Here is a 26,595-nt window from a genome sequence, read left to right on the forward strand (position 1 = left end):
CAAGACGCGTCAAACCGGGGGAGTCCACCATGTCGACCATCACCGCGGCACCTACCGCCGAGCCGAAGCCGCTCTACACCTCGCTGTTCGTCCAGGTCCTCGCCGCGCTGGTGCTTGGCGTCATCCTGGGGATGGCCGTTCCGGACTTCGCCATCGGGCTCAAGATCCTCAGCGACGCCTTCCTGAAGCTGATCTCGATGATCGTAGCCCCGATCGTGTTCTGCGTCGTCGTGCACGGCATTGCCGGTGCCGGCGACCTCAAGAAGGTCGGCCGGGTCGGCGTCAAGGCGCTGGTCTATTTCGAGGTGATGACGACGGTCGCCCTCGTGGTCGGTCTGCTGCTCGCCTATCTCTTCGGTCCCGGCCACGGCATGAACATCGATCCCTCGACGCTCGACGCCAAGGCGCTCAACTCCTATGCCGATAACGCGCACAAGCTGTCCGGCGGCGGCATCGGCGCCTTCCTGATGAACGTGATCCCCAGCACCTCCTTCGATGCGCTGTCGCGCAACGACGTGCTCCAGGTGCTGTTCTTCGCGGTCCTGTTCGGTGTCGGCCTTGCGCTCGTCGGTGGCGAGAAGGGCGCGCTGGTCACATCGATCATCGACGCGGCCTCCACCGTGCTGTTTCGGGTCATGGGGCTGATCGTGCGGGTCGCGCCGCTCGGCGTGCTCGGCGCGGTCGCCTATACCGTCGGCAAATACGGTGTCGGCTCGCTGAAGCAGCTCGTTTCGCTGGTGATGCTGTTCTACGTCTCGGTCGGCATCTTCGTGCTGGGCGTGCTCGGCGGCGTGATGGCGCTCGCCGGAATCAACATCCTCAAATTCCTCGCTTACCTGCGCGAAGAGTTGACCATTGTGCTCGCGACCGCGTCCTCCGATGCCGTGCTGCCGCAGATCATGAAGAAACTGGAGCGGATGGGCGTGAAGGATTCCGTCGTCGGCCTCGTCATCCCGACCGGCTATTCCTTCAACCTCGACGCTTTCTCGATCTACCTGACGCTCGCCGTCGTCTTCATCGCGCAGGCGACCAACACGCCGCTGTCCTTCGGCGATCTCCTGCTGGTGCTCGGCGTCTCGCTGATCACGTCGAAGGGCGCGCACGGCGTGCCGGGCTCGGCGATCGTGATCCTGGCCGCGACGCTCAACGCGGTGCCGAGCATTCCCGCCATCGGCCTCGTGCTGGTGCTGTCGGTCGATTGGTTCATCGGCATGGCCCGCGCACTCGGCAACCTCGTCGGCAATTGCGTAGCGACGGTGGTGGTAGCCGCCTGGGAAGGCGACCTCGACCGCGCCAAGGCGGCCAAGGTGCTGGAGGGCGGCGAACTGGTGGACGTGACGGCGGGGTAGGCCGCCGATCAATCATTCCACTGGAGGAGTGGCGTTCCATACGCCCTCCTCCAGACCGACAGGAAGCGTGGAAACCAGGAGTGCGCCACGGCGCCCTTATACGCCCAGGTGCGATACTTCAGCCCCTGTTCCGAGATCAGCTCCTGGTACCCGCCATGGACCTCGGTCGCGGTCCGAATGTCCTTCAATATCCCCTGCGCGCAAGCCCGATAGGTATCGCTCCCTGAGGCTTCATCAAAATCCAGCATCCGATCCGCGAATTCGACATTGAATGTCGGCCACGACGAACGCCCCTGATAGGCCGGCGCCGCGATCTTGTGGATCATCTTGTTCCGTGGATTGTCCGCGGACACCAGGAAGTGGAACGTGCTGGGGATGCGAAATCGCGGCTCGGCGATGATCAGATCCGTCGTAGCCGCAAACAGCGCCCGCTCGCTAGCATCGTTCATGTCCCAGAAGCCGCGATGCACGCTGACGAAATCCAGGGCCACCAAGGACACCGGTGCGCCCGCCGGGCCGTCAAGCGAATGCCTGATATAGCCGTCCTTGCCGAACAAACGGAGCAGATCTCGCTTGTACTGCGCAAGGTCGCGACCGAGCAGCCGCTTCAGTTCGTTCTCGTCGACGATCCCGAGCTGCACGCCCCACACGAACGTCGTGTAGACGCAGGCGTTGGTGACGAAGCGCCTGCGCTCGGCCCGCGTATCCGTTGCCGCAGAGCGAGGCCCCCCGGCATCGCATAGCAAATACCTGGTGCCATCAGTGTCAAATGGCTCCAGTTCGCTCGCAAGCCGGAGGATCGCTCGCTTCAGGTCTGCGCCATACTCGGCCAGCAACAGGCGGCCGGCATGTGCGCATTGCGACATCGCCAGATAGGAAGACGCTCTCTCGTCGGCACCTATCATCTGCTGGAGACCGGCGAGAATGCCGAGCAGCGTGTCCGAGGGCCGCGAGAAATAATTCACGCCGAGGTACCGTCCACGTCCCGCAGGGACGATGGTCGTCGTGACCACGTCGGCGCGAACCGCCTCCAGCAGGAGGCGAACGCTCTTTTCGAGCAGGCGCGCCCGGCGCACTGCGTCCTGCGAATCCATGATGGTTTCGGGATCGAGAACGTCGGGATAAAACCAGGCGAAGTCGCGCGGGTAATAGGCGGAGGCGTGCGGCGCTCCCGTGACGAGGAAAGCCTCGGTCACCGAAAAGGCGCTGTCCATCGAGTGCCGGTAGAGGTCCTCTATGTTCGACAACGCATGATGCGATTGTCTCAGGAAGCGATCACCGAGAAAATTGACCGCCTGAAGCGCGTTGGCGACAAAGGTCGCAGCCATCCCCTGGTAGAACCGGTTCTCACGATGTGATGGAAAAGAGATGTCGCTGTTCATATGCGTCAATCGGCTGATGTCTCGTGACCCCGTGATGGCGGCCACCATTTTAAACATGACTGATTCGTATCTCTACCCGGTGACTTGCGGGCTTCATGCTATCAGTTCGCGCCGGCACGGCCCTCCTGCGGCCTGAAATTCTCGATCACCCGCAGCAGCACGCGCGCGCCGGCGTCGGCATCGGCGAGCTCGACGTGCTCGTCAGGGTGGTGGCTGATGCCGCCGCGGCAGCGGACGAAGATCATGCCGACATCGGCGATATCGATCATCGCCATGCCGTCGTGCCCTGCCCCGCTCGGCAGCTCGAACACCGACGCGCCTTCGGCGGCGATCGCCTGCGCGATCTGGTCCTTCAGCCAGGGTGCGCAAGGCGCGGTGCGGTTCTCGTGAGTGACGTCGAGCTGGAGCACCAATTGCCGGCGCTTGGCGATGGCCTCGATCTGGCGGACGACGTCGGCGACCGCGCGCTTGCGATGCATGTCGGTCGGTGCCCGCATGTCGATGGTGAACGACACTTCGCCCGGGATGACATTGGTCGCGCCGGGCCTCGCCTGGATATAGCCGACGGTGCCGACCAGCCCGCCCGCGTCGGTGCGGCAAAACTGCTCGATCGCGCCGATGCATTCGGCCGCGCCGGCGAGCGCATCACGGCGCAACGCCATCGGCACGGTGCCGGCATGACCGGCCATGCCGGTCAGCCGCGCAGCGAGCCGTGTCGCGCCCGCAATCGCAGTGACGACCCCGACGGGCAGGTTCCGGGCTTCCAGCACCGGGCCCTGCTCGATGTGCAATTCGAGATAGGCGAGCAGTTCGCGCCGGGCCCGCGCGGCCGCGCCGATGTGATCGGGATCGAGGCCGAACGCGACGAGCGCATCGCGCATCGACACGCCGTCGCGGTCGCGCGTGTTCAGGACGCTCTCGTCGAAGGTGCCCGCCACCGCCCGGCTTCCGAGCAGCGTCGAGGCGAAACGTACCCCCTCTTCATCGGCAAAGCCGATCACCTCGATCGCGAACGGCAGGCGCTTGCCGCGACGGTTGAGATCGGCGACGCAGGCGATCGCCGTGATCACCCCCAGCGGCCCGTCCCATTTGCCGGCATCGCGCACCGTGTCGTAGTGCGAGCCGAGCATCAGGCAGGGCGCCCCCGCCTGCTCGCCTTCGTAGCGTCCGCAGACATTCCCGATCGCATCGAGATGCGCGCTCATGCCGGCTTCGCGCATCCAGCCCAGGATGAGGTCAGCGGCCTTGCGCAGCTCGTTGGTGAGATAGATGCGGGTGAGCTTGTCGCCGTCTTCCGAGATCGCGGCGAGCTCGTCGATCCGTCGCACGATCTCCTCGCCGAGCGATGCATTCTGAACGGCGTTACCAGCAACCATCTCGGCGAGCTTCCCATCTCTTGGGACCGCGGCGGCGGTCCTGGCGGCGATCGATACAAGTTCGGTGCCAGCAAAAAATCACGACCGCGGTCCCGATCCGCGCGTGGGTAGCATGAATGCGGCCGGCAGACCGTAGCTCCCGTCATGCACGCACGCGACCTAGCCTGGCTGTTCAACTCCATTGCATACAACTTCTATATTTTGCTCAAAAATTAATCTGACGGTTTACTCGGCAGAATTCTGAAAATTTATAAACACGATACTTTTCAACGACTTCAGATCAATTGATCACTCCGTGGCCTCTGGCACGAAGCTTGCGACATCTTATCCCCAGGCTCCGCCAGACCGGCGCGGCCGCGAGATTAAGGCGGGACATCCGCCAAGGGGAGCGAGCAATGGATTTCGGCAAGATTTCACGACGTCATTTGTTGCAGGGCGGCGCGGCGCTGACCCTCGGTGCGGCAGCGGGCGTCCGTCCCGCCTTCGCGGCCGATACCACCATCGGCTTCATCTATGTCGGCTCGCGCGACGACTACGGCTACAACCAGGCGCATGCGCAGGGCGCGGCGGCACTGAAGAAAATTCCGGGGCTGAAGGTCGTCGAGGAAGAGAAGGTGCCGGAGACCGACGCGGTCGAGAAGACGATCGAGTCGATGATCAACCTCGACGGCGCCACCCTGCTCTTCCCGACCTCGTTCGGCTACTACAACCCTCACATGATCAAGATGGCCACCAAGTTCCCGAAGCTGCGCTTCGAGCACTGCGGCGGCCTGTGGAGCGACAAGGATCCAAAGAACGCCGGCAGCTATTTTGGCTATATCGACGAGGCCCAGTACATTTCGGGCATCGTCGCCGGCTACACCTCCAAGAGCGGCAAGCTCGGCTTCGTTGCCGCCAAGCCGATCCCGCAGGTGCTGCGCAACATCAACGCCTTCGCGCTCGGCGCCAGGCTCGCCAATCCCAAGGCCACCACGCAGGTCATTTTCACTGGCGATTGGTCGATGCCGGTCAAGGAGGCCGAAGCCACCAACAGCCTGATCGATCAGGGCGTCGACGTGCTCACCTGCCACGTCGACGGTCCGAAGACCATGGTCGAGAACGCGGCGCGCCGCGGCGCCTTCGTCTGCGGCTATCACACCAACCAGTCGCCGCTGGCGCCGAAGGCGTATCTCACCGGCGCCGAGTGGAATTGGGAAGCGCTCTATCCGAAGTTCGTCAAGATGATCGCCGCCGGCGAAAACATCCCGAACTTCTATCGCGGCGGACTCAAGGAAGAGATCGTCAAGACCTCGCCCTACGGTGAGGCAGTCTCCGCCGAAGCGCGCAAGCACGCCGACGAGGTCAAGGCCAAATTCCTGTCGGCGGAGGGCTACGCCATCTTCAAGGGCGGGCTGGTCGACAACAAGGGCAAGACGGTGATCGCAGCCGGCACAGATCGCGGCCAGAAGGATCCTGAGCTGGAGAAGATGGACTACCTGGTCGACGGCGTGATCGGAGCGACTTCGTGACAACGGAAGCCGCGGATTCCACTGAAGCGGCCGGGACAATTGCCTCGGCCGCCGGTCCCGGCTTTCTTCAGCGCCATGGCGCGACAATCGAATATATCCTGATCCCGGGCGCGGCGCTGGCCGGCGCGCTCGTGATCTTCGGCATCTTCGTCGCGATGTTCGGCAAGAACCCGCTCGACCTCTATTTCTACATGTACTACGGCGCTTTCGGCACCTGGTTCTCCTGGCAGAATACGTTGACGCGTGCTGCGCCGCTGATCCTCACCGCGCTCTGCACCGCACTGCCGGCACAGCTCGGCATGGTCATCATCGGCGGCGAAGGCGCGCTCCTGATCGGCGCGTTGTCGGCGACCAGCGCCGCGCTGGCGCTTCAGGGCATGCCGCCGCTCGTCGTGCAAATTTCCATGGTCATCGGCGGCGTAGTCGGCGGCGGCCTGTGGATCATGCTGTCGGGCGCGCTGCGCCAGTATCGCGGCGTCAACGAGACCATCTCGAGCCTGCTGCTCGTCTACATCGCGCTCGCGATCCTCAATCATCTTGTTGAGGGGCTGATGCGCGATCCCGCCAGCCTCAACAAGCCGTCGACGCGCGAGATCGGCGCCGCCAACATGATCGGCAGCATTCCCGGCACCGACGTGCATTGGGGCCTCGTCTTCGGCCTGATCGCCGCGATCGCCGCCTACGTCCTGATCTATCACACCGTGTTCGGCTTCGCCGCGCGCGTCGCCGGCGGCAACATCCGCGCCGCAAAGATCGTCGGTCTCGGCGTCAGCAAGCTGATCCTGACCATCTGCTTCCTCGCCGGCGGCGCCGCGGGCCTCGCCGGCATGGTCGAGGTCGCCGCGGTGCAGGGACGCACCAACGCCAACCTTGCGGCGGGCTACGGCTTCACCGGCATTCTCGTCGCCTTCCTCGCCCGGCAGAATCCGCTCGCGATCATTCCCGTCGCGATCCTGCTCGGCGGCATCAGCGCCAGCGGCGGCCTTTTGCAGCGCCGCCTCGGATTGCCCGACGCATCCGTTCTGGTGCTTCAGGGCATCATCTTCGTCTTCGTGCTGGCCAGCGATGCACTTTACGGCCGCATTGGATTGTTGAAGGGAAAATCCTGAGATGGCAGACGGATCGATCGGCCTCTGGACTGTCCCCCTCGCCGTGCTCGGCGGCGCCATCCGCGTCTCGACGCCGTTCCTGTTCGTGAGCCTAGGCGAATGCATCACCGAGCGCTCCGGCCGCATCAATCTCGGCCTCGAGGGCACGCTGGTGATGGGCGCGATGAGTGCCTACGGCATCTCGTATCTCACGGGATCGCCCTGGCTTGGCGTGCTCGCCGCCGGCATTACAGGTGCACTGCTGGGGGCATTGCACGCCGGTATCTGCTCGCTGCCGCGCGTCAACGATATCGCGGTCGGCATCGCGCTGATGCTGTTCGGCACCGGCCTTGCCTTCTATCTCGGCAAGCCGCTGATCGAGCCCACCGCGCCGCGGCTGCCCGCGATCGATTTTGGCTGGTGGAGCGACACCCCGCAGGTCCGCGCCGCGCTGCGCGTCAACGTCCTGTTCCTGATCGGCGTCGCGCTCGCGCCAATCCTCTATTGGGCCTTCCGCACCACGCGCTGGGGCCTTTTGATCCGCACCGCCGGCGAGAGCTCCGATGCCGCGCGCGCGATGGGCCATTCCGTGTTGCTGATCCGCCTGCGCGCGACCATGGTCGGGGGCTTCCTCGCCGGCATCGGCGGCTCGTTCCTGTCGCTGTTCTATCCCGGAAGCTGGAACGAAGGCCTGTCCTCGGGACAAGGCATCACCGCCGTGGCGCTCGTGATCTTCGCGCGCTGGGATCCCCTGCTCTGCCTGTGGGCCTCGCTCGCCTTCGGCGGCGCCGCGGCCCTGGGCCCCGCACTGCAATCGGTCGGCGTCACCTCCGGCTATCACCTCTTCAACGCCGCCCCCTACATCCTGACGCTGGCGATCATGATCATCACCTGCTCGCCGAAACGCACGCTGACCGGAGCCCCGGCCGAATTGTCGATCACCCGCTAGAGAGCGAAATCATGCCCGAGCGCTATATCAAGTCCGAGCCCTACGCCTGGCCCTACAATGGCGATCTCCGCTCCCAAAACACCGCGCTCGTCATCATCGACATGCAGACCGATTTCTGCGGCATCGGCGGCTATGTCGACAAGATGGGCTACGACCTCTCGCTGACGCGGGCGCCGATCGAGCCGATCAAGAAGCTGCTCGCGGCCATGCGCGCCCAAGGCTTTCACATCATCCATACCCGCGAGGGTCATCGCCCCGATCTCTCCGACCTTCCCGCCAACAAGCGCTGGCGCTCGCGCCAGATCGGCGCCGGCATCGGCGATCCTGGTCCCTGCGGCCGTATCCTGGTGCGCGGCGAGCCGGGCTGGGACATCATCGAAGAGCTTGCACCACTGCCGGGCGAGCCGATCATCGACAAGCCCGGCAAGGGCTCGTTCTGCGCCACCGACCTGGAGCTGATCCTGCGCGTGCGTGGCATCGAGAATATCGTGCTGACGGGCATCACGACCGACGTCTGCGTTCACACCACCATGCGCGAGGCCAACGACCGCGGCTTCGAATGCGTCCTGCTGCACGATTGCTGCGGCGCCACCGACAAGAGCAATCACGACCATGCCCTGAAGATGATCAAGATGCAGGGCGGCGTGTTCGGCGCGGTCTCGACGTCGGACGCCTTCATCGGAGCTATTTCGTGATCATCGGCGAAACGCCGCCGCCAGCAGGCGCCTTCGGCGTCGACGCCATCGCCATGACCATGCGCTTCGGCGACTTCCTCGCGCTCGACAATGTCGAGCTGAAGGTGCGGCCGGGCTCGTTCCACGCGCTGCTCGGCGAGAACGGCGCCGGCAAGTCGACGCTCGTCAAATGCATCATGGGCTATTACCACGCGACCGAAGGCGACATCCTCGTCGGCGGCCGCGAGCAGGCGATCGCAAATCCAAAGGACGCTCACGCGCTCGGCCTCGGCATGGTCTACCAGCATTTTACCCTGGTGCCGGCCATGACGGTCGCCGAAAACCTCGTGCTGGCCCGCGACGATGTGCCGGCCGTGGTGAACTGGTCGAAGGAGATGAAGGAGCTCGAGGCTTTTCTGGCGCGGATGCCGTTCAAGGTGCCGCTCGGCGCCAAGGTCTCCGACATCTCCGCCGGGGAGCGGCAGAAATGCGAGATCCTCAAGCAGCTCTATCTGAAGCGCCGCTTCCTGATCCTGGACGAGCCGACCTCGGTGCTGACGCCGGCGGAGGCCGACGAAGTTCTTGGCATGCTCCGCGACATGGTCGTCAAGGGCGAACTGACCATCCTGATGATCACGCACAAATTCCGCGAGGTCATGGCCTTCGCCGACGACGTCACGATCCTGCGCCGCGGCAAGCTCGCAGGTGCCGGCAAGGTTTCCGAACTCACACCGGATGCGATGGCGCGAACCATGATCGGCGCCGAGGAGCTGACCGTGCAGCCGCCGCGCACCGGCGAAGCCGGCCAGGCCCGGCTGGAATTGGCAAAAGTCCGCGCACTCGATGACGCAGGCGCCATTGCCGTGCACGACGTCTCGCTCACCGTACGCGCCGGCGAGATCGTCGGCATCGCTGGCGTCTCCGGCAACGGCCAGCGTCAGCTTGTCGAGGTGCTGGCCGGCCAGCGCGAAGCCGAGAGCGGCGAGATCCGCGTCGCAGGCGATCCCTATCACGCCAGCCGCGAGGAGATGCGCCGCCACAAGATGTCGCTCCTGCCCGAGGAGCCGCTCAAGAACGCCTGCGTCGGCGGCATGAGCGTCGCCGACAACATCGCCTTCCGCGAATTCGACCGCGCGCCCTTCGCCAGCCTCGGCTGGTGGCTCAACCGCGGCGCCTTCCGGGACGATGCAAAGAAGAAAATCGTGCAGTACAAGATCAAGACCCGCACGCCCGATACGCCGATCGCGGCGCTGTCGGGCGGCAACGTCCAGCGCGCCGTGCTGGCGCGCGAGCTTGGCGGCAACGTCGAGGTGCTGATCGCGGCCAATCCCTGCTTCGGCCTCGACTTCGCGGCGGTGGCGCAGATCCACGCCGAGATCATGGCCGCTCGCAACCGTGGCGCCGCCGTGCTGCTCGTCAGCGAGGACCTCGACGAATTGCTCGAACTCTCCGATCGGCTGGTGGTGATGTTCCACGGCGAATTCGTGTATGAAGCACGAACCAGCGAAGCCGATCTGACCGTGGTCGGCCGGCATATGGCGGGGCATTGACCAGGGACGAGCGATGAGCGGCGGATCCGAGCGCGACGAACACTTCCTCCGCCTGTCCTTCACGGTCGCCCGCCGCTCGCTCACCCATGGCAACCATCCGTTCGGCTGCGTCGTCGTCGATGCCGAGGGCAACGCGCTGATCGAGACCGAGAACGGCTACATGCCCGACCACGACGGCACTGCGCATGCCGAGCGCCTCGCGGCCACGCAGGCCTGCCGTACGCTCAGCCGCGAGGTGCTGGCGACATCCACGCTCTATTCCTCCGCAGAACCCTGCGCGATGTGCGCCGGTGCGATCTACTGGGCCGGCATCGGCCGCGTGGTTTACGGCCTCAGCGAGCACCGCCTGCGCGGCGTCACCGGCAACCATCCGGAGAACCCGACGCTCGATTTGCCGTGCCGCGAGGTCTTTGCCAGCGGCCAGAGGCCGACGGAAGTTGTGGGGCCGTTGCTCGAGGACGAAGCCGAAGCGCTGCACGACGGCGTGTGGACGAGGTAGGCGGCGCCACATACTCGGCTTCGTAGGCTTCGTAGGGTGGGCAAAGCGAAGCGTGCCCACCAATCCCAACCGCTCGGAGAGATGGTGGGCACGGCGCGTTGCGCCTTTGCCCACCCTACGCTCTCACAAACGCCGATGGAGCCGCGCGGACATGCGCGGCGCCATCCTAACCTGAAGACCTTCGGCCGATCAGAACTTCACAGTGACGCCACCGTACACCGTGGACTCGGTGCAGCTGTTGGTGCTCTGGCCGGTCGCGGCGACCGTGCAGACGCCGGGCATGGCGTTGTGGTCGAGGCCGAACTTGTTCTGCCAGTAGCGGTAGGCGACCCAGAGGTCGACGAAGTGCGAGTACTTGTCACCCCAGGCGGCCTTCGAAGCGTCGAAGGTCAGACGGATCGGTTCGCTGTTCAACTCGACCTTGGAAGCAGTAGAGAACCGGCCAGGGCCGGAGAGCGCGGGAAGGCCGTTCGAGTCGCCCTTCGCTCCATACCAGCCCGCGCGGCCGCTGATGGACCAGAACTGCATGCCCGGCGGCAGGAAGCCGAGGTCCATGTAGTAGTTGATTTCGACGGCCCAGGTCGGGTTGTAGCTGACATTGCCATCGGAGTTACAGCTCACACCCGGGAGGGGGCCAGCAAAACCGCTGCCGCACTGAGTGAAGGCGTTGTGGTTGGAGAACTCCCAGTACATCAAGGGCGCGACGTTGATGTAGCCCTTGTAAGGAAGATCGAAGGCGAACTGGAGACCGGCAACGACGTCCCGCTTCGCGGGCGCCAAGAAAGTGTTCTCGGAATTGCCATCCATACCGACTTCAAACGAAATGTTCTGCAGCGGCCCCGTGGTGAAGGCCTTGGTGTTGAAGAGCTGGTTCCAGCCGAAGGTCGAGCGGAACAGGCCGTAGATCTCGGTCGCGCCGGCGCAGTCGGCTGCACCGAAGGAGGAGGACAGACCAGGTGCGATACAGGGCGAAGCAGGGTCGTTATGACCCGACTTGAACATCGAGATGGTGAAGAAGTTGGTGCCGTAGGCCCAGAGGTCGAAGTGCGTGAACGAATAGACCTGCTTGGCGGTCGTACCGTTGATGCTGCCGTTCGGATTGACGCTCCACATGCCGGGGTCAGTGCCCTTGGGCATCCAGGAGAACGTGACGCGGTTGTCGATCACCAGGAAGAACGGGACGTCCGACGCTTTCTTGGCAGCCTTGACCGGCAGGTCCGCTGCCTGAGCCACGCCACTGGTAGCGAGTGTAGCAATCGACAGCGCCGCGGCTGCGATTGCCTTGAAACCAAACGACATCCTGAATACCCCCAAGTTTGGACACGTAAAAATGAACGCCCCTTGGGTGCGACACTTGCGCCGATCTCCCGGAGTGAGAAGCCTCAACTTTTTTCAAGGCATGCCGCTTGTTTCGGCAGGAGGCGGCCTTTCAACCCAGGAATTCGAGGATTTTTTCCGTTTCGCTGCTGCGTGCGTGCGGTGACGCGATGCCGAAGATTCCCGTTTGATTTCATTTGTCTTTTGTGGCGGCGCAAGAATGCAGACACAATTGACGACAGCGGCCGTTGGCCCGGTCGGGAATTGCATACGCGCGCAGGTGCGACTTTGCTCAACTTCACGTCAGGCCTGCACAGCGGGTTCCGATTTGGTTTGAGCCGTCACAAATTTGCAACAGGCGTCTCTCGCAGGAGGCCGCCGCAATGGCTCTCCCGAATGTCGGTTGGAGACGATCATCGACTGACAAGGGCCGCGACTCGCGACATAGACCGCCTGCCGAAGCGTTGAGCAAGGGATGACGCTTTTTCACATCTTACGCGACGGTTCAAACTAGCCCACAATTGAGGCACTTCACCCCGTGCCAGCGCATCAGCGAATGTTAGATCAGACGTCCAACGACCTGCATTCCGGCGAGCCCCCTCTGCTTCAGACGATCGGGCTCACCAAGCGCTATGGTGATTTCCTCGCCAACGACTCCATCAGCATCGAGATCCAGCCGAAACAGATCCATGCCCTGCTCGGCGAGAACGGCGCCGGCAAGTCGACGCTGGTCAAAGCGATCTACGGGCTGATCCAGCCCAGCGCCGGCGAGATCCGCTGGCAGGGCCACCCCATCGTGCTGTCGGGTCCGTCAGAGGCGCGCAGCCGCGGCATCGGCATGGTGTTCCAGCATTTCTCGCTGTTCGACAATCTCACCGTTGCCGAGAACGTCGCGCTCGGCCTCGACGGCAGGGAATCCTTCAAGGACATGTCAGCCCGGCTGGAGCAGGTGTCGAAGACCTATGGACTGCCGCTCGATCCCAGGCGCGAGGTCTGGCAATTGTCGGTCGGAGAGCGCCAGCGCATCGAGATCGTCCGCGCGCTGATGCAGGATCCGAAATTCCTGATCCTGGACGAGCCGACCGCCGTGCTGACACCGCAGGAAGCCGACCGGCTCTTCATCGTGCTGGAACGCCTCAAGGCCGAAGGCCGCGCCATCCTCTACATCAGCCACAAGCTCGACGAAGTGAAGCGGCTCTGCGACACCGCCACGATCCTGCGCGGCGGCAAGAAGGTCGAGACCTGCAATCCCCGGCTCGAGACCGCGGCCTCGCTCGCGCGGATGATGGTCGGCGGCGAGATCAGGGAAGTGAAGGCACCGGCAGGCCGCAAGACCACCGTGCCGCGGCTCGTCGTCAACGACCTTTCACTCGCGCCGAGCGAGGCGCATGGCGTGCGGCTCGAGCACATCTCATTCGAGCTGAAGGGCGGCGAGATCCTCGGCATCGCCGGCGTCGCCGGCAATGGCCAGGACGAGTTGTTCGCCGCGCTCTCCGGCGAACGCCTGTCGAAGGACCCCGGCACCGTCGTGATCGAAGGCATCGCCGCCGGCCACCTCTCGATCACCCAGCGCCGCAAACTGGGCGCGGCCTTCGTCCCGGAGGAACGGCTGGGCCACGGCACCGCGCCGCGCATGAAGCTGTCGGAGAACGCGCTGCTCACCGGCCACGCCGCCAGCGGCATGGTCCATCACGGCTTCATCGACACCGCGGCGACACTGAAGACCGTGGATCGCGCGACGGAAACGTTCGACGTTCGCAAGGCCAAGCGGGATCCGGAAGCTGCGAGCCTGTCCGGCGGCAATTTGCAAAAGTTCATCGTCGGCCGCGAGATCCTGCGCAACCCCGCGGTGCTGGTGGTGAGCCAACCGACATGGGGCGTCGATGCCGGCGCCGCCGCCGTGATCCGTCAGGCGCTGCTTGATCTCGCTACCGCAGGCGCCGCCGTGCTCGTCACCAGCCAGGATCTCGACGAGCTCGCCGAAATCGCCGACCGCATCGCCGTGATGTTCCATGGCCGGCTGTCGACGCCGCTTGCAACGAGCGAAGCCACGCGCGAAAAACTCGGCCTGTTGATGGGGGGCAGCAGCCTGGAGCCGAAGGAGGCCGCGCATGCAGTTGGTGCTTGAGAAGCGCGTCGAGCGCTCCAACACGATCGCGCTGGTCTCGCCGCTGATCGCGATCGGGCTCACGATCGTGACCATGATCATCCTGTTCGCGATCCTCGGCAAGAATCCGCTACTCGCGCTGCATGCCTATTTCATCGCCCCTCTGACCGACGGCTATTCGCTCCAGGAGATCGCAGTGAAGGCCACGCCGCTGGTGATGATCGCGATCGGGTTGTCGCTCTGCTATCTCGCCAACACGTGGAACATCGGCGCCGAGGGCCAATTCCTGATCGGCGCGGTGGCCGGAAGCTGGATCGCAGTGAAGACGCAGGGCACCGATGCCGGGGCCTGGGTGCTGCCGGCGATGCTCGTGCTCGCCGCCGCAGCGGGCGCGCTCTATGCGCTGATCCCGGCGATTTGCAAGGTGAAGTTCGGCGCCAGCGAAATCCTGACCAGCCTGATGCTGGTCTATGTCGCCGACCTCTTTCTCGACTATCTCGTACGTGGACCCTGGCGCGATCCGCATGGATTCAACTTCCCTACCACCGCGGAGTTCGATCCGGTCGCAACGGTGCCGCTGCTGATCGAAGGCGGCCGGCTGCATCTCGGCTCGATCATCGCCCTGCTCGTCGTCGCGGCCGCCGCGATCCTGCTCGGCCGAACCATCAAGGGCTTCGAGATTCGCGTGGTCGGCGCGGCGCCGCGCGCCGCACGGTTCGGCGGCTTCAACGCCAACCAGTTGGTCATCCTGACTTTCGCTGTGTCAGGCGCGCTCGCAGGCCTTGCCGGCATCATCGAGGTCGCGGGTCCGGTCGGGCATCTTCAGCCCGGCATCTCGCCCGGCTACGGCTTTACCGCGATCATCGTCGCCTTCCTCGGCCGGCTGAACCCGCTTGGAATATTAATTGCAGGCCTTTTCCTCGCATTGACCTTTATCGGCGGCGAGCAGGCGCAGATCGCGATGAAGATCCCGTTGGACGTCACCAAGGTATTCCAGGGCATTCTGCTGTTCTACGTGCTCGCCTGCGATTCGCTCATTCTCTATCGCTTCAAGCTGGTTTTCCCGAACCGACAGGTGGCCCGTGGAACTGGTTGAAGCCATCATCCTCGCCGTGCTCGCCGCATCCACGCCGCTCCTGATCGCGGCGACCGGCGAGCTCGTCACCGAGCGCTCCGGTGTCCTCAATCTCGGCGTCGAGGGCATGATGATCGTCGGCGCGGCTTGCGGCTTTGCCGGCGCGTGGCTGACCGGCTCGATCTTCATCGGCGCGCTGTTCGGCATCGTCGCGGGCACGCTGATGTCGCTGGTGTTCGCGCTGATGACGCTCGGGCTCGCCGTCAACCAGGTTGCAACGGGTCTCGCGCTGACCATCCTCGGCGTCGGCCTGTCCGGCCTGATCGGCGCCGGCTTCGTCGGCGAGCGCATCACGCCCGCGATGCACCTCTATATTCCCGGCCTCACGGACATGCCGCTGATTGGCCGGGTGCTGTTCGGCGAGGACGCCTTCGTCTATTTCTCCATCGCGCTCGTCGTCGGCGTCTGGTGGTTCCTGTACCGCACGCGGGCGGGGTTGATCTTGCGCGCCTGCGGCGACAATCATGTCTCCGCGCATGCGCTCGGCTACCCCGTGCTGCGCATCCGCACCTTCGCCGTGATGTTCGGCGGCGCCTGCGCAGGCCTTGCCGGCGCCTATCTGCCGCTCGCCTACACGCCGTTCTTCATTCCCGGCATGACCGCGGGGCGCGGCTGGATCGCGCTGGCGCTGGTCGTGTTTTCGTCCTGGCGGCCGGGCCGGCTCGTGGTCGGCGCTTATCTGTTCGGCGCGGTGACGATCCTGCAACTCCACGCTCAGGGCTGGGGCGTCGGCATTCCCTCGCAATTCATGTCGGCGCTGCCTTACCTCGCAACCGTCATCGTCCTGGTCCTGCTCTCACGCGCGCGCACCGGCGGCTCGACCGCGCCGGCCGCGCTCGGCACCGTGTTCGTGCCGGACCGCTAGCGTTTCATTTCCGCGGCGGGCGCGATGGGGCGCGCACGTTGCGGATCGTGGCTGTCCCCTGATGTTTGGAGATTGATGATGAGGAAATCACTTCTTGCGCTGGCTGCCGGGCTTTTGCTTGCCGGAAGCGTCAGCGCAGCCTCCGCCGCCGACAAGCTGAAAGTCGGCTTCATCTATCTGGGTCCGATCGGAGACTTGGGCTGGACCTACCAGCACGACCTCGCGCGCCAGGCCCTGGTGAAGGAGCTGGGGGACAAGATCGAGACCACCTATCTCGAGAACGTGCCCGAAGGTCCCGACGCCGAGCGCTCCATCGAGCAGCTCGTCCGCGCCGGCAACAAGCTGATCTTCACGACCTCGTTCGGCTACATGGACCCGACGCTGAAAGTCGCCAAGAAATATCCGAACGTGCATTTCGAGCACGCCACTGGCTACAAGCGCAACCCGAACATGTCGACCTACTCGGCCAAATGGTGGCAGGGCCGCTACATCCAGGGCCTGATCGCGGCCAAGATGTCGAAGTCCGGCGTGCTCGGCTATATCGGCTCGTTCCCGATTCCGGAGGTCGTCTCCGGCATCAACGCGACGATCCTGGCGGCGCAGACCATCAACCCGAATATCAAGGTCAAGATCATCTGGGCCAATACCTGGTTCGACCCGGGCAAGGAGGCCGACGCCGCCAAGGCGCTGATCGACCAGGGCGCCGACGTGATCATGCAGCACACGGATTCGCCGGCGGCGATGCAGATTGCCAGCGAACGCGGCAAGCTCGCCTTCGGCCAGGATTCCGAGATGATCAAGTTCGGGCCGAAGACCCAGCTCACCTCGATCCTGGACACCTGGGGCCCTTATTACATCGAGCGCGTCAAGGCCGAGCTCGCCGGCACCTGGAAGTCCGAGGACAGCTGGGGTGGCCTCGACAGCCATATGTTCGCGATGGCGCCCTACACCAACATGCCTGACGACGTGAAGAAGCTCGCCGAGGATGCCCAGGCCGCAATCACAGCGGGCAAGCTGCATCCGTTCAAGTGCCCGGTCATTGGGCAGGACGGCAAGCCGGTCGAGTGCAAAGGTGGCGATCACCTCGATGACGGCCAGATCCTCGGCATGAATTTCTACGTCAAGGGCATCGACGACAAGCTTCCGGGCAAGTAGCACGCTTCTTGCATTGCCTAGATCACCTGCTCCTCCCGGAGGAGGTTCGGAGGGGGTGGCCAGAAGCACCCGGCACTTGTGGTCGCCCCCTCTTTCTTTTTGCCCGGATTATCCCGCCTGCATCGCCCGCGCCGCGGAACTGTGGCGGCGAATGAGATCGGGAACATCCAGTCCCGGGATCGCGCCGTCGATCACGGCCCATTGTCCCGCCACCATCACCCGGTCGGCCCGATGCGCCCCGCACAGCACCAGCGCGGCCAGCGGATCGCCGTGACCGGAGAAGCGCAGCTCGTCGAGCTTGAACAGGGCGAGATCGGCAGCCTTGCCGACGGCGATCTCACCCAGTTCCGGCCGGCCGACGCAGGCCGCCGAGCCCTTGGTCGCCCAGCGCAGCGCATCCTTGTGGCTGACCTTGGCCACTCCGTAGCGCGCCCGCTGCAGCAGGAACGCCGCCCGCACCTCCTGCATCAGGTTCGATCCGTCATTCGACGCCGAACCGTCGACGCCGATGCCGATGCCGACACCGGCCTCCTCCATCTCGCACACCGGGCAGCAGCCCGACGCCAAAATCTGATTGCTGCACGCGCAATGGCTGATGGTCGTCTTCGCCTTGCCGAGCCGCTTCATCTCCTCCGCATTGAAGAAGATGCCGTGGGCGAGCCAGGTCCGCGCATTGAGCCATCCGCATTGCTCGAGATAGTCGAGCGGACGGCAGCCATACATCTGCTGGCAGAATTTGGTCTCGTCCTCGGTCTCGGCGAGATGGGTGTGCAGGCGGACGTCGAGCTTGTTGGCGAGATCGGCGGTGGCGCGCATCAGGGACGTCGTCACCGAGAAAGGTGAACATGGCGCCAGCGCGATCTGCACCATCGCATCCGCGCCGCGCTGGTGATGCTTTGCAACCACCCGCGCGCTGTCGGCGAGGATCGTGTCCTCGTCCTGTACGACGCCGTCAGGCGGCAGGCCGCCGTCGCGCTGCGACAGGTTCATCGAGCCGCGCGTGAGTAGCACCCGGACACCGAGCCGATTTGCGACTGCGACCTCGATGTCGACGGACTCCTCGAGCCCCGCCGGGAACACATAGTGGTGATCCGTTGTGGTGGTGCAGCCCGAGAGCAGGAGCTCGGACATCGCCACGGTGACGCCGAGCTCGAGTGCTTCAGGCGTCATCCTCGCCCACACCGGATAGAGCGCCTGGAGCCAGGGAAACAGCTCGCGGTCCATCGCCGCCGGCAGCGCCCGCGTCAGCGTCTGGTAGAAATGATGATGTGTGTTGATCAGGCCCGGCAGGACGACATGCTCGCCCGCGTCGAACACCGCGACATCCGCCGTCGCAGGCCTGCCACCGGCCGGCACGAGCTCGACAATCCGGCCATCACTCACCACGATCCCGCGCTCGGCACCATCAGCGAGGATGGCAAGGGGATCCCTGATCCAGATCGGCTTTGCATCGCTCATGATCGTGGTCTCCTCACATCCGCTGATGACAAGGCCGGCAAGGCGGCCGTGGGCCCGATCACCTTCATGCTACGACTTGCTTGTTGCGACTTGGCTCCGGTCTTGCAAGACTCATCTGTACGATTCACCGGGCGGAAGCTTTGGCGCAGCCATGGATTTGAATACCATCACGACGGTGGCCCATCCGCAAACGCGCGCGCAGCTGCCCGCCTGGGGGGAAGGTGATGCTTGGCTCGCTGGCGGCACCTGGCTGTTCTCGGAGCCCCAGGTCCACCTGAAGCGGCTGATCGATCTCACTGACCTGAAATGGCCGGCGCTCACGATCACCGACACCCATCTCACCATCTCCGCCACCTGCACCATCACGCAGCTCGACGGTTTCGCCTGCCCGCCCGACTGGCTCGCAGCCCCGCTGATCGGCCAGTGCTGCCGGGCGTTCCTTGCGTCATTCAAGATCTGGAAGACCGCGACCGTCGGCGGCAATCTCTGCATGTCGCTGCCGGCGGGACCGATGATCTCGCTCACATCAGCGCTGGACGGCGTCTGCATCATCTGGAAGGCCAACGGCGGTGAAGAGAAGATACCCGTCGTCGACTTCGTCACCGGCAACCAGCGCAACCGCCTGACGCCAGGCGACCTGATCCGGCAGATCGATATCCCGGTTGCCGCGCTGAAGCGCCGCACGGCCTTTCGCCAGATCTCGCTGGCGCCGGTCGGCCGCTCTGCGGCGCTTCTGATCGGCAGCCTGGATAGCGATGGCACGCTGACGCTGTCGGTGACCGCATCGACCGTGCGACCGATCCAGCTGTCCTTTCAGAAGGCTCCGGACGCGGGCGCGCTTCGCGACGCGATCGCGCAGCAGATCCCGGATGATCTGTACCACACTGACATCCACGGCAAGCTGATCTGGCGCAAGCATATGACGCTACGGCTCGCCGAGGAGATTCGCGGCGAACTCGTGGGGACGACGTCGTCATGAGTTTCGAGGTCAACGGCAAGACGTTCCCGCAAGAGCCGCGCGCCGGCCAGTGCCTGCGCACGTTCCTGCGCGAGCTCGGCCATTTCGGCGTGAAGAAGGGCTGCGATGCCGGCGATTGCGGCGCCTGCACCGTGCTGCTCGACGGCGAGCCGGTGCATAGCTGCCTGATCCCGGCGTTCCGCGCCGAAGGGCGCGCCGTCACCACGATCGAAGGCCTCGCTGGCGACCACGGCGCGCATCCGATGCAGCAGGCCTTCCTCGATGCGCAGGGCTTCCAATGCGGCTTCTGCACCGCCGGCATGATCCTGACCTGCGCCTCGCTGAACCAGGCGCAGCGCACCGACCTCGGATCGGCGCTGAAGGGCAATATCTGCCGCTGCACCGGTTATCGCTCGATCGAGGACGCACTGCTCGGCAAGACCAATGTCGAGGAGAGCGTCGAGGCCGGCGCTGCCTTCGGCCGCAGCCTTCCGGCCCCGGCAGGCCCCGACGTCGTGCGCGGCAAGGCGCGCTACACCTTCGACACCCAGATCGACGGCCTGCTGCACATCAAGCTGCAGCGTTCGCCGCACGCCCACGCGAAAATCGTCGCGATCGACAAGTCGGACGCGCTACGCGTGCCCGGCGTGCACGCGGTCTTGACGCATGAGGATGCGCCGTCGGTGCTGATCTCGACCGCGCGGCATGAGAAGGACTGGATGGATCCGGAGGATACCCGCATCCTCGATGACGTCGTCCGCTTCATCGGCCAGAAGGTCGCCGCCGTCGTCGCCGAGAGCGAGGCCGCCGCCGAGGAGGCGTGCCGGCGGCTGAAGGTCGATTACGAAATCCTGCCTGCGCTGATCGACCCGGAGCAGGCGATGGTACCGGGTGCACCTGTCATTCATCCTGACCGCACTACCGCGAACCGCATCGCCGATCCCCAGCGTAACCTCGCGGCGGAGACGCACGGCGAATACGGCGACGTGGCGGCGGCACTCGCCACGTCCGCCGTCACCTATGAGGCCACCTTCCACAGCCACCGCGTGCAGCATGCGGCACTGGAGACCCATGGCGGCCTCGCCTGGCTCGACGCTTCCGGCGTGCTCAATGTCCGCACCTCGACGCAGGTGCCGTTCCTGACCCGCCGCGCGCTGTCGGACATCTTTGGGCTCCCCATGGACAAGGTCCGCGTGTTCTGCGAACGCGTCGGCGGCGGCTTTGGCGGCAAGCAGGAGATGTTCGTCGAGGACATTCTGGCGCTCGCGACGCTCAAGACCGGACGACCGGTCAAGCTGGAGCTGACCCGCGAGGAGCAGTTCATCGCGACCTCGACGCGGCATCCGATGCGGGTCCACATCAAGGCCGGTGCCGATGCCGACGGCCGGCTCACCGCGCTCCAGCTGGAGGTGCTCTCCAACACCGGCGCCTACGGCAATCATGCCGGCCCCGTGATGTTCCACTCGCTGTCCGAGTCCATCGCCGTCTACAACTGTCCGAACAAGAAGGTCGACGGCTTCGCCGTCTACACCAACACGGTGCCGTCGGGCGCGTTTCGCGGCTACGGCCTGCCTCAAACGCAGATCGCGATCGAAGCCGCGATCGACGAATTGGCACGGCAGCTCGGCATCAGCCCCTACGACATGCGCCGGCGCAACGTCGTCAAACCAGGCGATCCCATGCTGTCACCGCCGCCGTCCGAATTTCACGACGTGCTCTATGGCTCCTACGGGCTCGACCAGTGCCTCGACCTCGTCGAACGCGCCATGCAGGCCGATGGCCCGCAGCCGGACCTGACGCCGGAGTGGCTGATCGGCGACGGCGTGGCACTGACCATGATCGACACGGTGCCGCCGGCCGGCCATCTCGCGGATGCGATGATCGCGCTCAACGACGACGGCGGCTTCGACCTCACCGTCGGCACCGCCGAGTTCGGCAACGGCACCAGCACCGTGCACCGGCAGATCGCGGCGACGACGCTCGCAACCACCGTCGACCGCATCTGCCTGCGCCAGTCCGATACCGCCCATGGCGGTCACGACACCGGCGCCTATGGCAGTGCAGGCACCTTCGTTGCCGGCAAGGCAACGCATGCAGCCGCTATGCAGCTTGCGACCGAGCTGAGAGCGGTGGCCGCCAGCGCCTGGCTGTGCGACGCCGCGAGCTGCACGCTCGACGACGAAGCCGTCGTCAGCGGCGTCCGGCGGATGTCGTTTGCAGAACTCGCGAAGCTTGCGCGCGAACGCGGGCAGCCGTTCGCGGCCCGCGGCAATTCCGAGGGGACGCCGCGCTCGGTCGGCTTCAACGTCCAGGGCTTTCGCGTCGCCGTGAACAAGGGCACCGGCGAGATCAAGATTCTCCGGAGCGTGCAGGCGGCGGACGCCGGCGTCGTCGCCAATCCCATGCAGTGCCGCGGCCAGGTCGAGGGCGGCGTCGCGCAGGCAATCGGGGCGGCGCTCTACGAGGAGATGGTGATCGACGCGACCGGTCGCGTCACCAACCCGAAATTCCGCGACTACCACCTGCCCTCCTTCGCAGACGTTCCGCGCACGGAGGTCTTCTTTGCCGAGACCTCCGACACGATCGGGCCGCTCGGCGCCAAGTCGATGAGCGAGAGCCCGTACAATCCGGTCACCGCCGCGCTCGGCAATGCGATCGCGGATGCCACCGGCATCCGCTTCACCGCGCCGCCGTTCAAGCCGGACCGGCTGTTTCCGGCGCTGCACGAGAAGTTTGGGAATTAACTTCCGCGATAGGTCGAGTAGCTCCACGGCGTGACCAGCAGCGGCACATGGTAGTGGCTTTCCGGCTCGCTGATCGCAAAGCGCAGCGGGATCTCGTCGAGGAACGGCGGGTCTGACAGCGGCACGTTGCGCTCGGCGTAATATTTGGCAACGCTGAATTTGAGCTCGTAGCGGCCGATCGGCAGCGGACGGCCGCCGATCAGCGGCTGGTCGGTGCGGCCATCGGCATTGGTGATTGCGCGCGCGATCACGCGGCTCTCACCGAGGCTCGCGAGCTCGACGAGCTCCACCGGGATGCCGGCTGCAGGCTTTCCGGCGTGATTGTCGAGCACATGCGTGGAAAGCCGGCCATGCACTTTCAGCTTGTCGTCGGCGACGACGAGCTGATCGAGCCGCAGCGCCGAGATGCGGCCGATCTCCTCGATCGCACGCCGCGTCTCGGTCTTGGCGATATTGCGCAGCCGCGTCTCGAAGTCGCGCAGCACGGAATCCCTGGTGTGACGGCGCACGCAGACGATATAGGGGAAGCCGAACTTGTCGCGGTACGCATTGTTGACGCGCTCGAACGCCGCGTATTCGGCCTCCGACAGCCGGTCGAGGCCGGCGCTGTTCTGCTCGTCGGTCGATTCTGCAGTGAGCCCCGCTGCACGCTGGGTCTTGTTGGCGAGATCGGGATGCGCCCGGATCAGCGCGAGCTGCACGTCGGGCTCGGCGCTCTGGATCGCTGCCATCAGCGCTGAGTGCAACTGGTTGATACCGGCGAACGGGCGCTGCCCGGCGAGTTTCTCCGCAATCCACGGTGAATATTCGACGACGTTGGCGAGGGCCGCGACAAAGCTGGCCTTATCAGCAGCATTGAGATCGGCGAGCGAGATTTGCGCCATCGTCCTCACCCGATCTCGAATGCGTCGGCGGCAAGATGGGCATGCTTGTCGTGCCAGTGCTGCGCGATCTGGAGCCGCGTCGGCACCCAGACGCGATCGTGCTTGCCGATATAGTCGAGGAAGCGGATCAGTCCCGCGGCACGGCCGGGCCGGCCGGCAAGGCGGCAGTGCAGCCCCACCGACATCATCTTCGGCGCGGTCTCGCCCTCGGCATAGAGCACGTCGAAGGCGTCCTTCAGATAGGTGAAGAACTGCTCGCCTTCGGCAAACCCCTGCGGGTTGATGAAGCGCATGTCGTTGGCGTCAAGCGTATAGGGAATGATGAGCTGCTTGCCGTTCGCGCCCTTGACCCAGTAGGGCAGATCGTCGGCATAGGAGTCGCAGAGATAGAGGAAGCCGCCCTCCTCCATCAGGAGGCGGTTGGTGTTGATCGAGGAGCGCCCGGTGTACCAGCCGAGCGGCCGCGAGCCCGTCGCCTCGGTGTGGACGCGAATGGACTCGGCGATCTCGGCACGCTCCTGCGCCTCGGTCATGTCCTTGTGCTCGATCCATTTCAGGCTGTGGCTTGCGATGTCCCAGCCTGACTCCTTCATCGCCGCGACAATCTCGGGATTCCGCTTCAGCGCGGTGGCAACGCCGAACACGGTGGTCGGCCACTTCCGCTCGTTGAACACCCGCCACAGCCGCCAGAAGCCGGCGCGCGAGCCATATTCGAACATCGACTCGATATTGGCGTGACGCTTGCCCGGCCAGGGCTGCGCGCCGAGGACGTCGGACAAAAACGCTTCCGAGGTGCGATCGCCGTGCAAGATGTTGTTCTCGCCGCCCTCCTCGAAATTGACGACGAACTGCACCGCGACCCGCGCATTGTCGGGCCATTGCGGATGCGGCGGGTTGCGGCCGTAACCGCGGAGATCGCGCGGGTAGCGAGTATCCGTCACTCAGACTTCCTCGAAGCGGATCGGCAGGGCGCCCTTCCACAGCACGCTCTTGCCGAGGGTCGCGAGATTCTCGAGGCCCGAGGTCAGCGTGATGAAATGGTTGCCGGCGAGCTGGCCCATTTTGCTGGCGAAGTGCACGCCGCCATAGGCGAGCAGGATCTCGGTCTCGCTGATGCCGCCGGGATAGAGGATGATCTGACCCGGCGCGGGATAGCTGGTGTGGTTCTCGTAGCCGACGCCGAAATCGAGATCGCCGAGCGGCATCCACACGCCCTCGCCGCTCCAGCGCACATGGATGATGTGGCTTTCGAACGGCAGCGCCTTGCGGAACGCAGCGACGGTCTTGGGCGCCAGTTGCTCCTCGAAGCGGGCATCGAAGGTGAAGTCGCCGGCGCGGATAACGAGTTTGCTCATCTCATCTCTCTGGATCGGGGGCCAAAGGCCCACGGGGAATTTTCAAGCAAAGAGCATTCCATCGGGCTTCGCGCAAGTGGCGCGGCCCGTCATCTGCGGTCGTAGGACCAGCCGAAAATACCACTCCGCCGCACCTCCGGCTCGGGCTCGGCGGCAGGCGCGGCCGAAGGGGGCGCCTCCTTCAGTTCCGCCTGTGGCGGAGGTGGAGGCGGCGCCGGCAGGTTCTCGCATTTCATGGAGTAGACCAGCTTGCCGTCCGCGGTCCGCCCGATCGGGGCGCACGGGTCTGGATGCGCTGCCGAGGTCTTTGGCGTGAGCTTAACCTGCGCGGCCGCCGGCGAGGCGATCAGGACAAGGACCAGCAGATATTTCGACATCGTTGTCGCCTGAGAACTCAATTCGCCTCATTGAACCGGATTGCCGGGGGCAAGTCCACCGGCGCTGCGGGCGCGATTGCCGAATATTTGGCCGGCGCTAGAAAATTTGCTCGCCCCAACGTGATGGCCGCGCTTCGGATCGTGAAACCGGCCCGGCTGATATTCGGCAGGACACATCGCCATGTCAGCCACGACCGCGAACACAGGCGACATTTTTCTCGCAGCCTGAATCGCCGTCACGGGAGAAACAACCATGCGAAAGACCTTTGCCATTCTCGGCGCCACCCTGATTGCCGCCGCCACCATCCAGACCGCCGCCGCGAGCGACCGCCACCACAGAAGCAAGGCACACCCCGCCCCGATCACCCAGTCGGTCCGCGACTCCAACGCGTTCTGGCCGTCGCAGCCGACCACACCCGACTGGCAGCGCTACGCCAACGGCGCGCTGTCGGCACCGGCGGGACGGTGATACGGGCGTAGAACGCGGTTGCTGCGACGTCTCTCGTGTCCCGGACGCGCTGCAACGCGCAAGCGTTGCTGCGCAGAGCCGGGACCGAGAAAGCGACACGGTAGAATGCGGAGACATGGGCTGCGGCTCTGCAGCACACCGCAAGAGCGCTGCGCTGCGTCCGGGGCACGAGACGGAGTATGAGGCAGCGGCGGCGTCCTCCAAGTGCCATTGTCATTCCCCGCGCAGGCGGGGAATCCAGTACGCCGCGGCCTCTCGGCTCAATCACAGCCCTCTCTGGAATGCTAGATCGCCCGGTCAAGCCGGGCGATGACAGCGAGTGCTGCAGACGCACCAATGGCCGACGCGCTGACAATCGCAGACCCTTTGGCGATGGGCGGGCCGTCGCTCTCGGTCATCGTGTTCATTCCTGTTGCGTCGCGACAGGATAACTCGCTACCGCTTTTTTGGCGGCATAGCGAACCTTGCCCGGACTTGCCGGTAGGTCAACCGAATGACCCCAACCGGACTTTGGCTGCGGGCCTCGCATGCGCTACGCGGTTCGGGATGAACCCTGCATGACACGCTTGACCACCATGGCCGCGATCCCCGCGAGCACGGCCTTTGCCTGCGGGGACGCAAGTATGTCGATGATCGGGTTCGACGGTTGGGCTTGCTCGTGAGGCTGGGCATCGCCACTGGCGAGGATATCCCGGAGCTGACCGGGCCTCCCATGCAGATCGGTGAGCACCTCGCCCAGTTCCTTCGGTTCGGGGGCCACTTGTCCCGGTAGCGCCACGCCGCGCGCGGCGGCTCGCTCCTGCAGCATCTTCACGAACGCCGCCCGTTCTTCCGGCGAAAGCTTGCCCAACGCTTCTATCGCTGCCTGCGCGTACTGGTCAGACGGCACGGCGTGTGACACATCACCATACCGTTTGAGAACCTCTTGATCGGAATAACCCTCCGACGGATTTCCTTGTTCGTATCGATCAACGAAATCCCGATACTCTTTCTGGCGTTGCCCACCGCCCATTAACTCGTCAAGGATACCCATGTACAGCTCCTCCTTGCGTGATTAGCTCAGGCTGCTTGCCACAGACCACGACACGTTTCGCTTGCGCGACATAAGAGCGATATCGGCGTTACGCACAAGATACAGGCGAAGAGTGCAGTCGCTCCGATAGTTGCTACTTCCAAGGTAAACCCACGTTGAGAGTATTGACCTAGGTCAAAGGGTCATGGCGGCCGTGCAAACTGAATGTTTTGCTTGTGAGGCGTGAGTGGACATTCCACGCGCGTGTCGCAATGATCGCTATTGTCCCTGCTGAAGCTTTTGGGTCCGGCCAAATGTGCGGTGCGCGATGGCAAATATTCGCAAGTGTCACCGTCGCGCGGTCCCCGCCCATCCTTTTGCTCT

The 26,595-nt window shown here is 64.7% G+C and carries 24 protein-coding genes; 14 read left to right on the top strand and 10 right to left on the bottom strand.

Annotated elements, in window-relative coordinates; translation table 11 throughout:
• Positions 1 to 29: 29 nt before the first annotated feature.
• A complete protein-coding gene (locus AB7535_RS23835) occupies positions 30 to 1,349 on the top strand; it encodes a dicarboxylate/amino acid:cation symporter (RefSeq protein ID WP_085405730.1) in 1,320 nt (439 codons plus the stop codon).
• 8 nt (positions 1,350 to 1,357) lie between these two features.
• On the opposite strand, the gene AB7535_RS23840 is transcribed toward AB7535_RS23835, so the two are convergent.
• Positions 1,358 to 2,731, bottom strand: a complete 1,374-nt coding sequence (locus tag AB7535_RS23840; protein WP_439037363.1) for a hypothetical protein — start codon at positions 2,729 to 2,731, stop codon at positions 1,358 to 1,360.
• 101 nt (positions 2,732 to 2,832) lie between these two features.
• On the bottom strand, positions 2,833 to 4,107 hold the full coding sequence (locus tag AB7535_RS23845) for an allantoate amidohydrolase (RefSeq protein ID WP_439037001.1): 1,275 nt from the start codon (positions 4,105 to 4,107) through the stop codon (positions 2,833 to 2,835).
• Positions 4,108 to 4,502: 395 nt separating this feature from the next.
• Between AB7535_RS23845 and AB7535_RS23850 the strand changes: the two genes are divergently transcribed.
• Genes AB7535_RS23850 through AB7535_RS23875 form a run of 6 tightly spaced genes read left to right on the top strand, consistent with a single transcriptional unit; the run spans position 4,503 to position 10,375 of the window.
• Complete coding sequence (locus tag AB7535_RS23850; RefSeq protein WP_135215146.1) at positions 4,503 to 5,615, top strand: BMP family ABC transporter substrate-binding protein; 1,113 nt, start codon at positions 4,503 to 4,505, stop codon at positions 5,613 to 5,615.
• Positions 5,612 to 6,724: an ABC transporter permease gene (locus AB7535_RS23855; RefSeq protein WP_439037002.1), complete on the top strand. Its 1,113-nt coding sequence runs from the start codon at positions 5,612 to 5,614 to the stop codon at positions 6,722 to 6,724. Before AB7535_RS23850 ends, AB7535_RS23855 begins: the two co-directional genes overlap by 4 nt.
• Position 6,725: 1 nt before the next feature.
• Complete coding sequence (locus AB7535_RS23860; RefSeq protein WP_439037003.1) at positions 6,726 to 7,652, top strand: ABC transporter permease; 927 nt, start codon at positions 6,726 to 6,728, stop codon at positions 7,650 to 7,652.
• Positions 7,653 to 7,663: 11 nt separating this feature from the next.
• On the top strand, positions 7,664 to 8,347 hold the full coding sequence (gene biuH, locus AB7535_RS23865) for a biuret amidohydrolase (RefSeq protein ID WP_439037004.1): 684 nt from the start codon (positions 7,664 to 7,666) through the stop codon (positions 8,345 to 8,347).
• Positions 8,344 to 9,876 (top strand): ABC transporter ATP-binding protein, encoded by a 1,533-nt coding sequence (locus AB7535_RS23870; protein ID WP_439037005.1) that lies wholly within the window; start codon positions 8,344 to 8,346, stop codon positions 9,874 to 9,876. The genes biuH and AB7535_RS23870 overlap by 4 nt, the downstream gene beginning before the upstream one ends.
• A 13-nt stretch (positions 9,877 to 9,889) precedes the next feature.
• Positions 9,890 to 10,375, top strand: coding sequence for a nucleoside deaminase (locus AB7535_RS23875; RefSeq protein ID WP_439037006.1), 486 nt, complete (start codon positions 9,890 to 9,892; stop codon positions 10,373 to 10,375).
• A gap of 189 nt (positions 10,376 to 10,564) precedes the next feature.
• Here the strand turns inward: AB7535_RS23875 and AB7535_RS23880 are convergent, their stop codons facing one another.
• Positions 10,565 to 11,674, bottom strand: a complete 1,110-nt coding sequence (locus tag AB7535_RS23880) for a hypothetical protein (RefSeq protein WP_439037007.1) — start codon at positions 11,672 to 11,674, stop codon at positions 10,565 to 10,567.
• Positions 11,675 to 12,248: 574 nt separating this feature from the next.
• On the opposite strand from AB7535_RS23880, the gene AB7535_RS23885 reads away from it, so the two are divergent.
• The 4 genes from AB7535_RS23885 to AB7535_RS23900 all read left to right on the top strand — a co-directional run bounded on the left by AB7535_RS23885 (position 12,249) and on the right by AB7535_RS23900 (position 16,954).
• A complete protein-coding gene (locus tag AB7535_RS23885) occupies positions 12,249 to 13,820 on the top strand; it encodes an ABC transporter ATP-binding protein (protein ID WP_439037008.1) in 1,572 nt (523 codons plus the stop codon).
• The gene (locus AB7535_RS23890) at positions 13,804 to 14,895 is read left to right on the top strand and encodes an ABC transporter permease (RefSeq protein ID WP_135215154.1); all 1,092 of its coding nucleotides are present in this window, start codon (positions 13,804 to 13,806) and stop codon (positions 14,893 to 14,895) included. The genes AB7535_RS23885 and AB7535_RS23890 overlap by 17 nt, the downstream gene beginning before the upstream one ends.
• Complete coding sequence (locus tag AB7535_RS23895; RefSeq protein ID WP_135215155.1) at positions 14,882 to 15,799, top strand: ABC transporter permease; 918 nt, start codon at positions 14,882 to 14,884, stop codon at positions 15,797 to 15,799. The genes AB7535_RS23890 and AB7535_RS23895 overlap by 14 nt, the downstream gene beginning before the upstream one ends.
• 78 nt (positions 15,800 to 15,877) lie before the next feature.
• The gene (locus tag AB7535_RS23900; protein WP_038957603.1) at positions 15,878 to 16,954 is read left to right on the top strand and encodes a BMP family ABC transporter substrate-binding protein; all 1,077 of its coding nucleotides are present in this window, start codon (positions 15,878 to 15,880) and stop codon (positions 16,952 to 16,954) included.
• Positions 16,955 to 17,062: 108 nt separating this feature from the next.
• Here AB7535_RS23900 and AB7535_RS23905 read toward each other — a convergent pair whose 3' ends face one another.
• Positions 17,063 to 18,412 (bottom strand): 8-oxoguanine deaminase, encoded by a 1,350-nt coding sequence (locus tag AB7535_RS23905; RefSeq protein WP_135215156.1) that lies wholly within the window; start codon positions 18,410 to 18,412, stop codon positions 17,063 to 17,065.
• Positions 18,413 to 18,563: 151 nt separating this feature from the next.
• Between AB7535_RS23905 and AB7535_RS23910 the strand changes: the two genes are divergently transcribed.
• Both AB7535_RS23910 and AB7535_RS23915 read left to right on the top strand, forming a co-directional pair.
• Positions 18,564 to 19,391, top strand: coding sequence for an FAD binding domain-containing protein (locus AB7535_RS23910; protein ID WP_135215157.1), 828 nt, complete (start codon positions 18,564 to 18,566; stop codon positions 19,389 to 19,391).
• A complete protein-coding gene (locus tag AB7535_RS23915; RefSeq protein WP_135215158.1) occupies positions 19,388 to 22,114 on the top strand; it encodes a molybdopterin-dependent oxidoreductase in 2,727 nt (908 codons plus the stop codon). Before AB7535_RS23910 ends, AB7535_RS23915 begins: the two co-directional genes overlap by 4 nt.
• Here AB7535_RS23915 and uraD read toward each other — a convergent pair.
• The 5 genes from uraD to AB7535_RS23940 all read right to left on the bottom strand — a co-directional run bounded on the left by uraD (position 22,111) and on the right by AB7535_RS23940 (position 25,003).
• Entirely contained in the window at positions 22,111 to 22,998 is an 888-nt protein-coding gene (gene uraD, locus AB7535_RS23920) for a 2-oxo-4-hydroxy-4-carboxy-5-ureidoimidazoline decarboxylase (protein WP_135215159.1), read from the bottom strand. The genes AB7535_RS23915 and uraD overlap by 4 nt on opposite strands.
• A 5-nt stretch (positions 22,999 to 23,003) precedes the next feature.
• The gene (gene puuE / locus AB7535_RS23925; RefSeq protein WP_085405709.1) at positions 23,004 to 23,939 is read right to left on the bottom strand and encodes an allantoinase PuuE; all 936 of its coding nucleotides are present in this window, start codon (positions 23,937 to 23,939) and stop codon (positions 23,004 to 23,006) included.
• On the bottom strand, positions 23,940 to 24,353 hold the full coding sequence (locus AB7535_RS23930; protein ID WP_014493672.1) for a DUF3830 family protein: 414 nt from the start codon (positions 24,351 to 24,353) through the stop codon (positions 23,940 to 23,942).
• A gap of 89 nt (positions 24,354 to 24,442) precedes the next feature.
• Positions 24,443 to 24,730, bottom strand: a complete 288-nt coding sequence (locus AB7535_RS23935; RefSeq protein ID WP_085405707.1) for a hypothetical protein — start codon at positions 24,728 to 24,730, stop codon at positions 24,443 to 24,445.
• Between the two features lie 27 nt (positions 24,731 to 24,757).
• On the bottom strand, positions 24,758 to 25,003 hold the full coding sequence (locus AB7535_RS23940) for a hypothetical protein (protein ID WP_135215160.1): 246 nt from the start codon (positions 25,001 to 25,003) through the stop codon (positions 24,758 to 24,760).
• Between AB7535_RS23940 and AB7535_RS23945 the strand changes: the two genes are divergently transcribed.
• Positions 24,984 to 25,199 carry a hypothetical protein gene (locus AB7535_RS23945; RefSeq protein ID WP_085405705.1) on the top strand — a complete coding sequence of 72 codons (216 nt, stop codon included), beginning with the start codon at positions 24,984 to 24,986 and terminating at the stop codon, positions 25,197 to 25,199. The genes AB7535_RS23940 and AB7535_RS23945 overlap by 20 nt on opposite strands.
• Positions 25,200 to 25,731: 532 nt before the next feature.
• On the opposite strand, the gene AB7535_RS23950 is transcribed toward AB7535_RS23945, so the two are convergent.
• Positions 25,732 to 26,232 (bottom strand): hypothetical protein, encoded by a 501-nt coding sequence (locus AB7535_RS23950; protein WP_071911727.1) that lies wholly within the window; start codon positions 26,230 to 26,232, stop codon positions 25,732 to 25,734.
• Positions 26,233 to 26,595: the final 363 nt, after the last annotated feature.

It is taken from the genome of Bradyrhizobium sp. 956_D2_N1_4, assembly GCF_052076025.1.
GTDB classification, from domain to species: Bacteria; Pseudomonadota; Alphaproteobacteria; order Rhizobiales; family Xanthobacteraceae; genus Bradyrhizobium; species Bradyrhizobium barranii.

Bases quoted from the DNA above. Each gene is read 5' to 3' on its own strand.
- biuH (WP_439037004.1), top strand. From the start codon at position 7,664: ATGCCCGAGCGCTATATCAAGTCCGAGCCCTACGCCTGGCCCTACAAT.
- AB7535_RS23845 (WP_439037001.1), bottom strand. From the start codon at position 4,107: ATGGTTGCTGGTAACGCCGTTCAGAATGCATCGCTCGGCGAGGAGATC.
- AB7535_RS23880 (WP_439037007.1), bottom strand. From the start codon at position 11,674: ATGTCGTTTGGTTTCAAGGCAATCGCAGCCGCGGCGCTGTCGATTGCT.
- AB7535_RS23835 (WP_085405730.1), top strand. From the start codon at position 30: ATGTCGACCATCACCGCGGCACCTACCGCCGAGCCGAAGCCGCTCTAC.
- AB7535_RS23940 (WP_135215160.1), bottom strand. From the start codon at position 25,003: ATGGCAAAGGTCTTTCGCATGGTTGTTTCTCCCGTGACGGCGATTCAG.
- AB7535_RS23905 (WP_135215156.1), bottom strand. From the start codon at position 18,412: ATGAGCGATGCAAAGCCGATCTGGATCAGGGATCCCCTTGCCATCCTC.
- AB7535_RS23885 (WP_439037008.1), top strand. From the start codon at position 12,249: ATGTTAGATCAGACGTCCAACGACCTGCATTCCGGCGAGCCCCCTCTG.
- AB7535_RS23860 (WP_439037003.1), top strand. From the start codon at position 6,726: ATGGCAGACGGATCGATCGGCCTCTGGACTGTCCCCCTCGCCGTGCTC.
- AB7535_RS23915 (WP_135215158.1), top strand. From the start codon at position 19,388: ATGAGTTTCGAGGTCAACGGCAAGACGTTCCCGCAAGAGCCGCGCGCC.
- AB7535_RS23935 (WP_085405707.1), bottom strand. From the start codon at position 24,730: ATGTCGAAATATCTGCTGGTCCTTGTCCTGATCGCCTCGCCGGCGGCC.
- AB7535_RS23910 (WP_135215157.1), top strand. From the start codon at position 18,564: ATGGATTTGAATACCATCACGACGGTGGCCCATCCGCAAACGCGCGCG.
- AB7535_RS23890 (WP_135215154.1), top strand. From the start codon at position 13,804: ATGCAGTTGGTGCTTGAGAAGCGCGTCGAGCGCTCCAACACGATCGCG.
- AB7535_RS23850 (WP_135215146.1), top strand. From the start codon at position 4,503: ATGGATTTCGGCAAGATTTCACGACGTCATTTGTTGCAGGGCGGCGCG.
- AB7535_RS23950 (WP_071911727.1), bottom strand. From the start codon at position 26,232: ATGGGTATCCTTGACGAGTTAATGGGCGGTGGGCAACGCCAGAAAGAG.
- AB7535_RS23900 (WP_038957603.1), top strand. From the start codon at position 15,878: ATGAGGAAATCACTTCTTGCGCTGGCTGCCGGGCTTTTGCTTGCCGGA.
- AB7535_RS23930 (WP_014493672.1), bottom strand. From the start codon at position 24,353: ATGAGCAAACTCGTTATCCGCGCCGGCGACTTCACCTTCGATGCCCGC.
- AB7535_RS23875 (WP_439037006.1), top strand. From the start codon at position 9,890: ATGAGCGGCGGATCCGAGCGCGACGAACACTTCCTCCGCCTGTCCTTC.
- AB7535_RS23945 (WP_085405705.1), top strand. From the start codon at position 24,984: ATGCGAAAGACCTTTGCCATTCTCGGCGCCACCCTGATTGCCGCCGCC.
- AB7535_RS23840 (WP_439037363.1), bottom strand. From the start codon at position 2,731: ATGAACAGCGACATCTCTTTTCCATCACATCGTGAGAACCGGTTCTAC.
- uraD (WP_135215159.1), bottom strand. From the start codon at position 22,998: ATGGCGCAAATCTCGCTCGCCGATCTCAATGCTGCTGATAAGGCCAGC.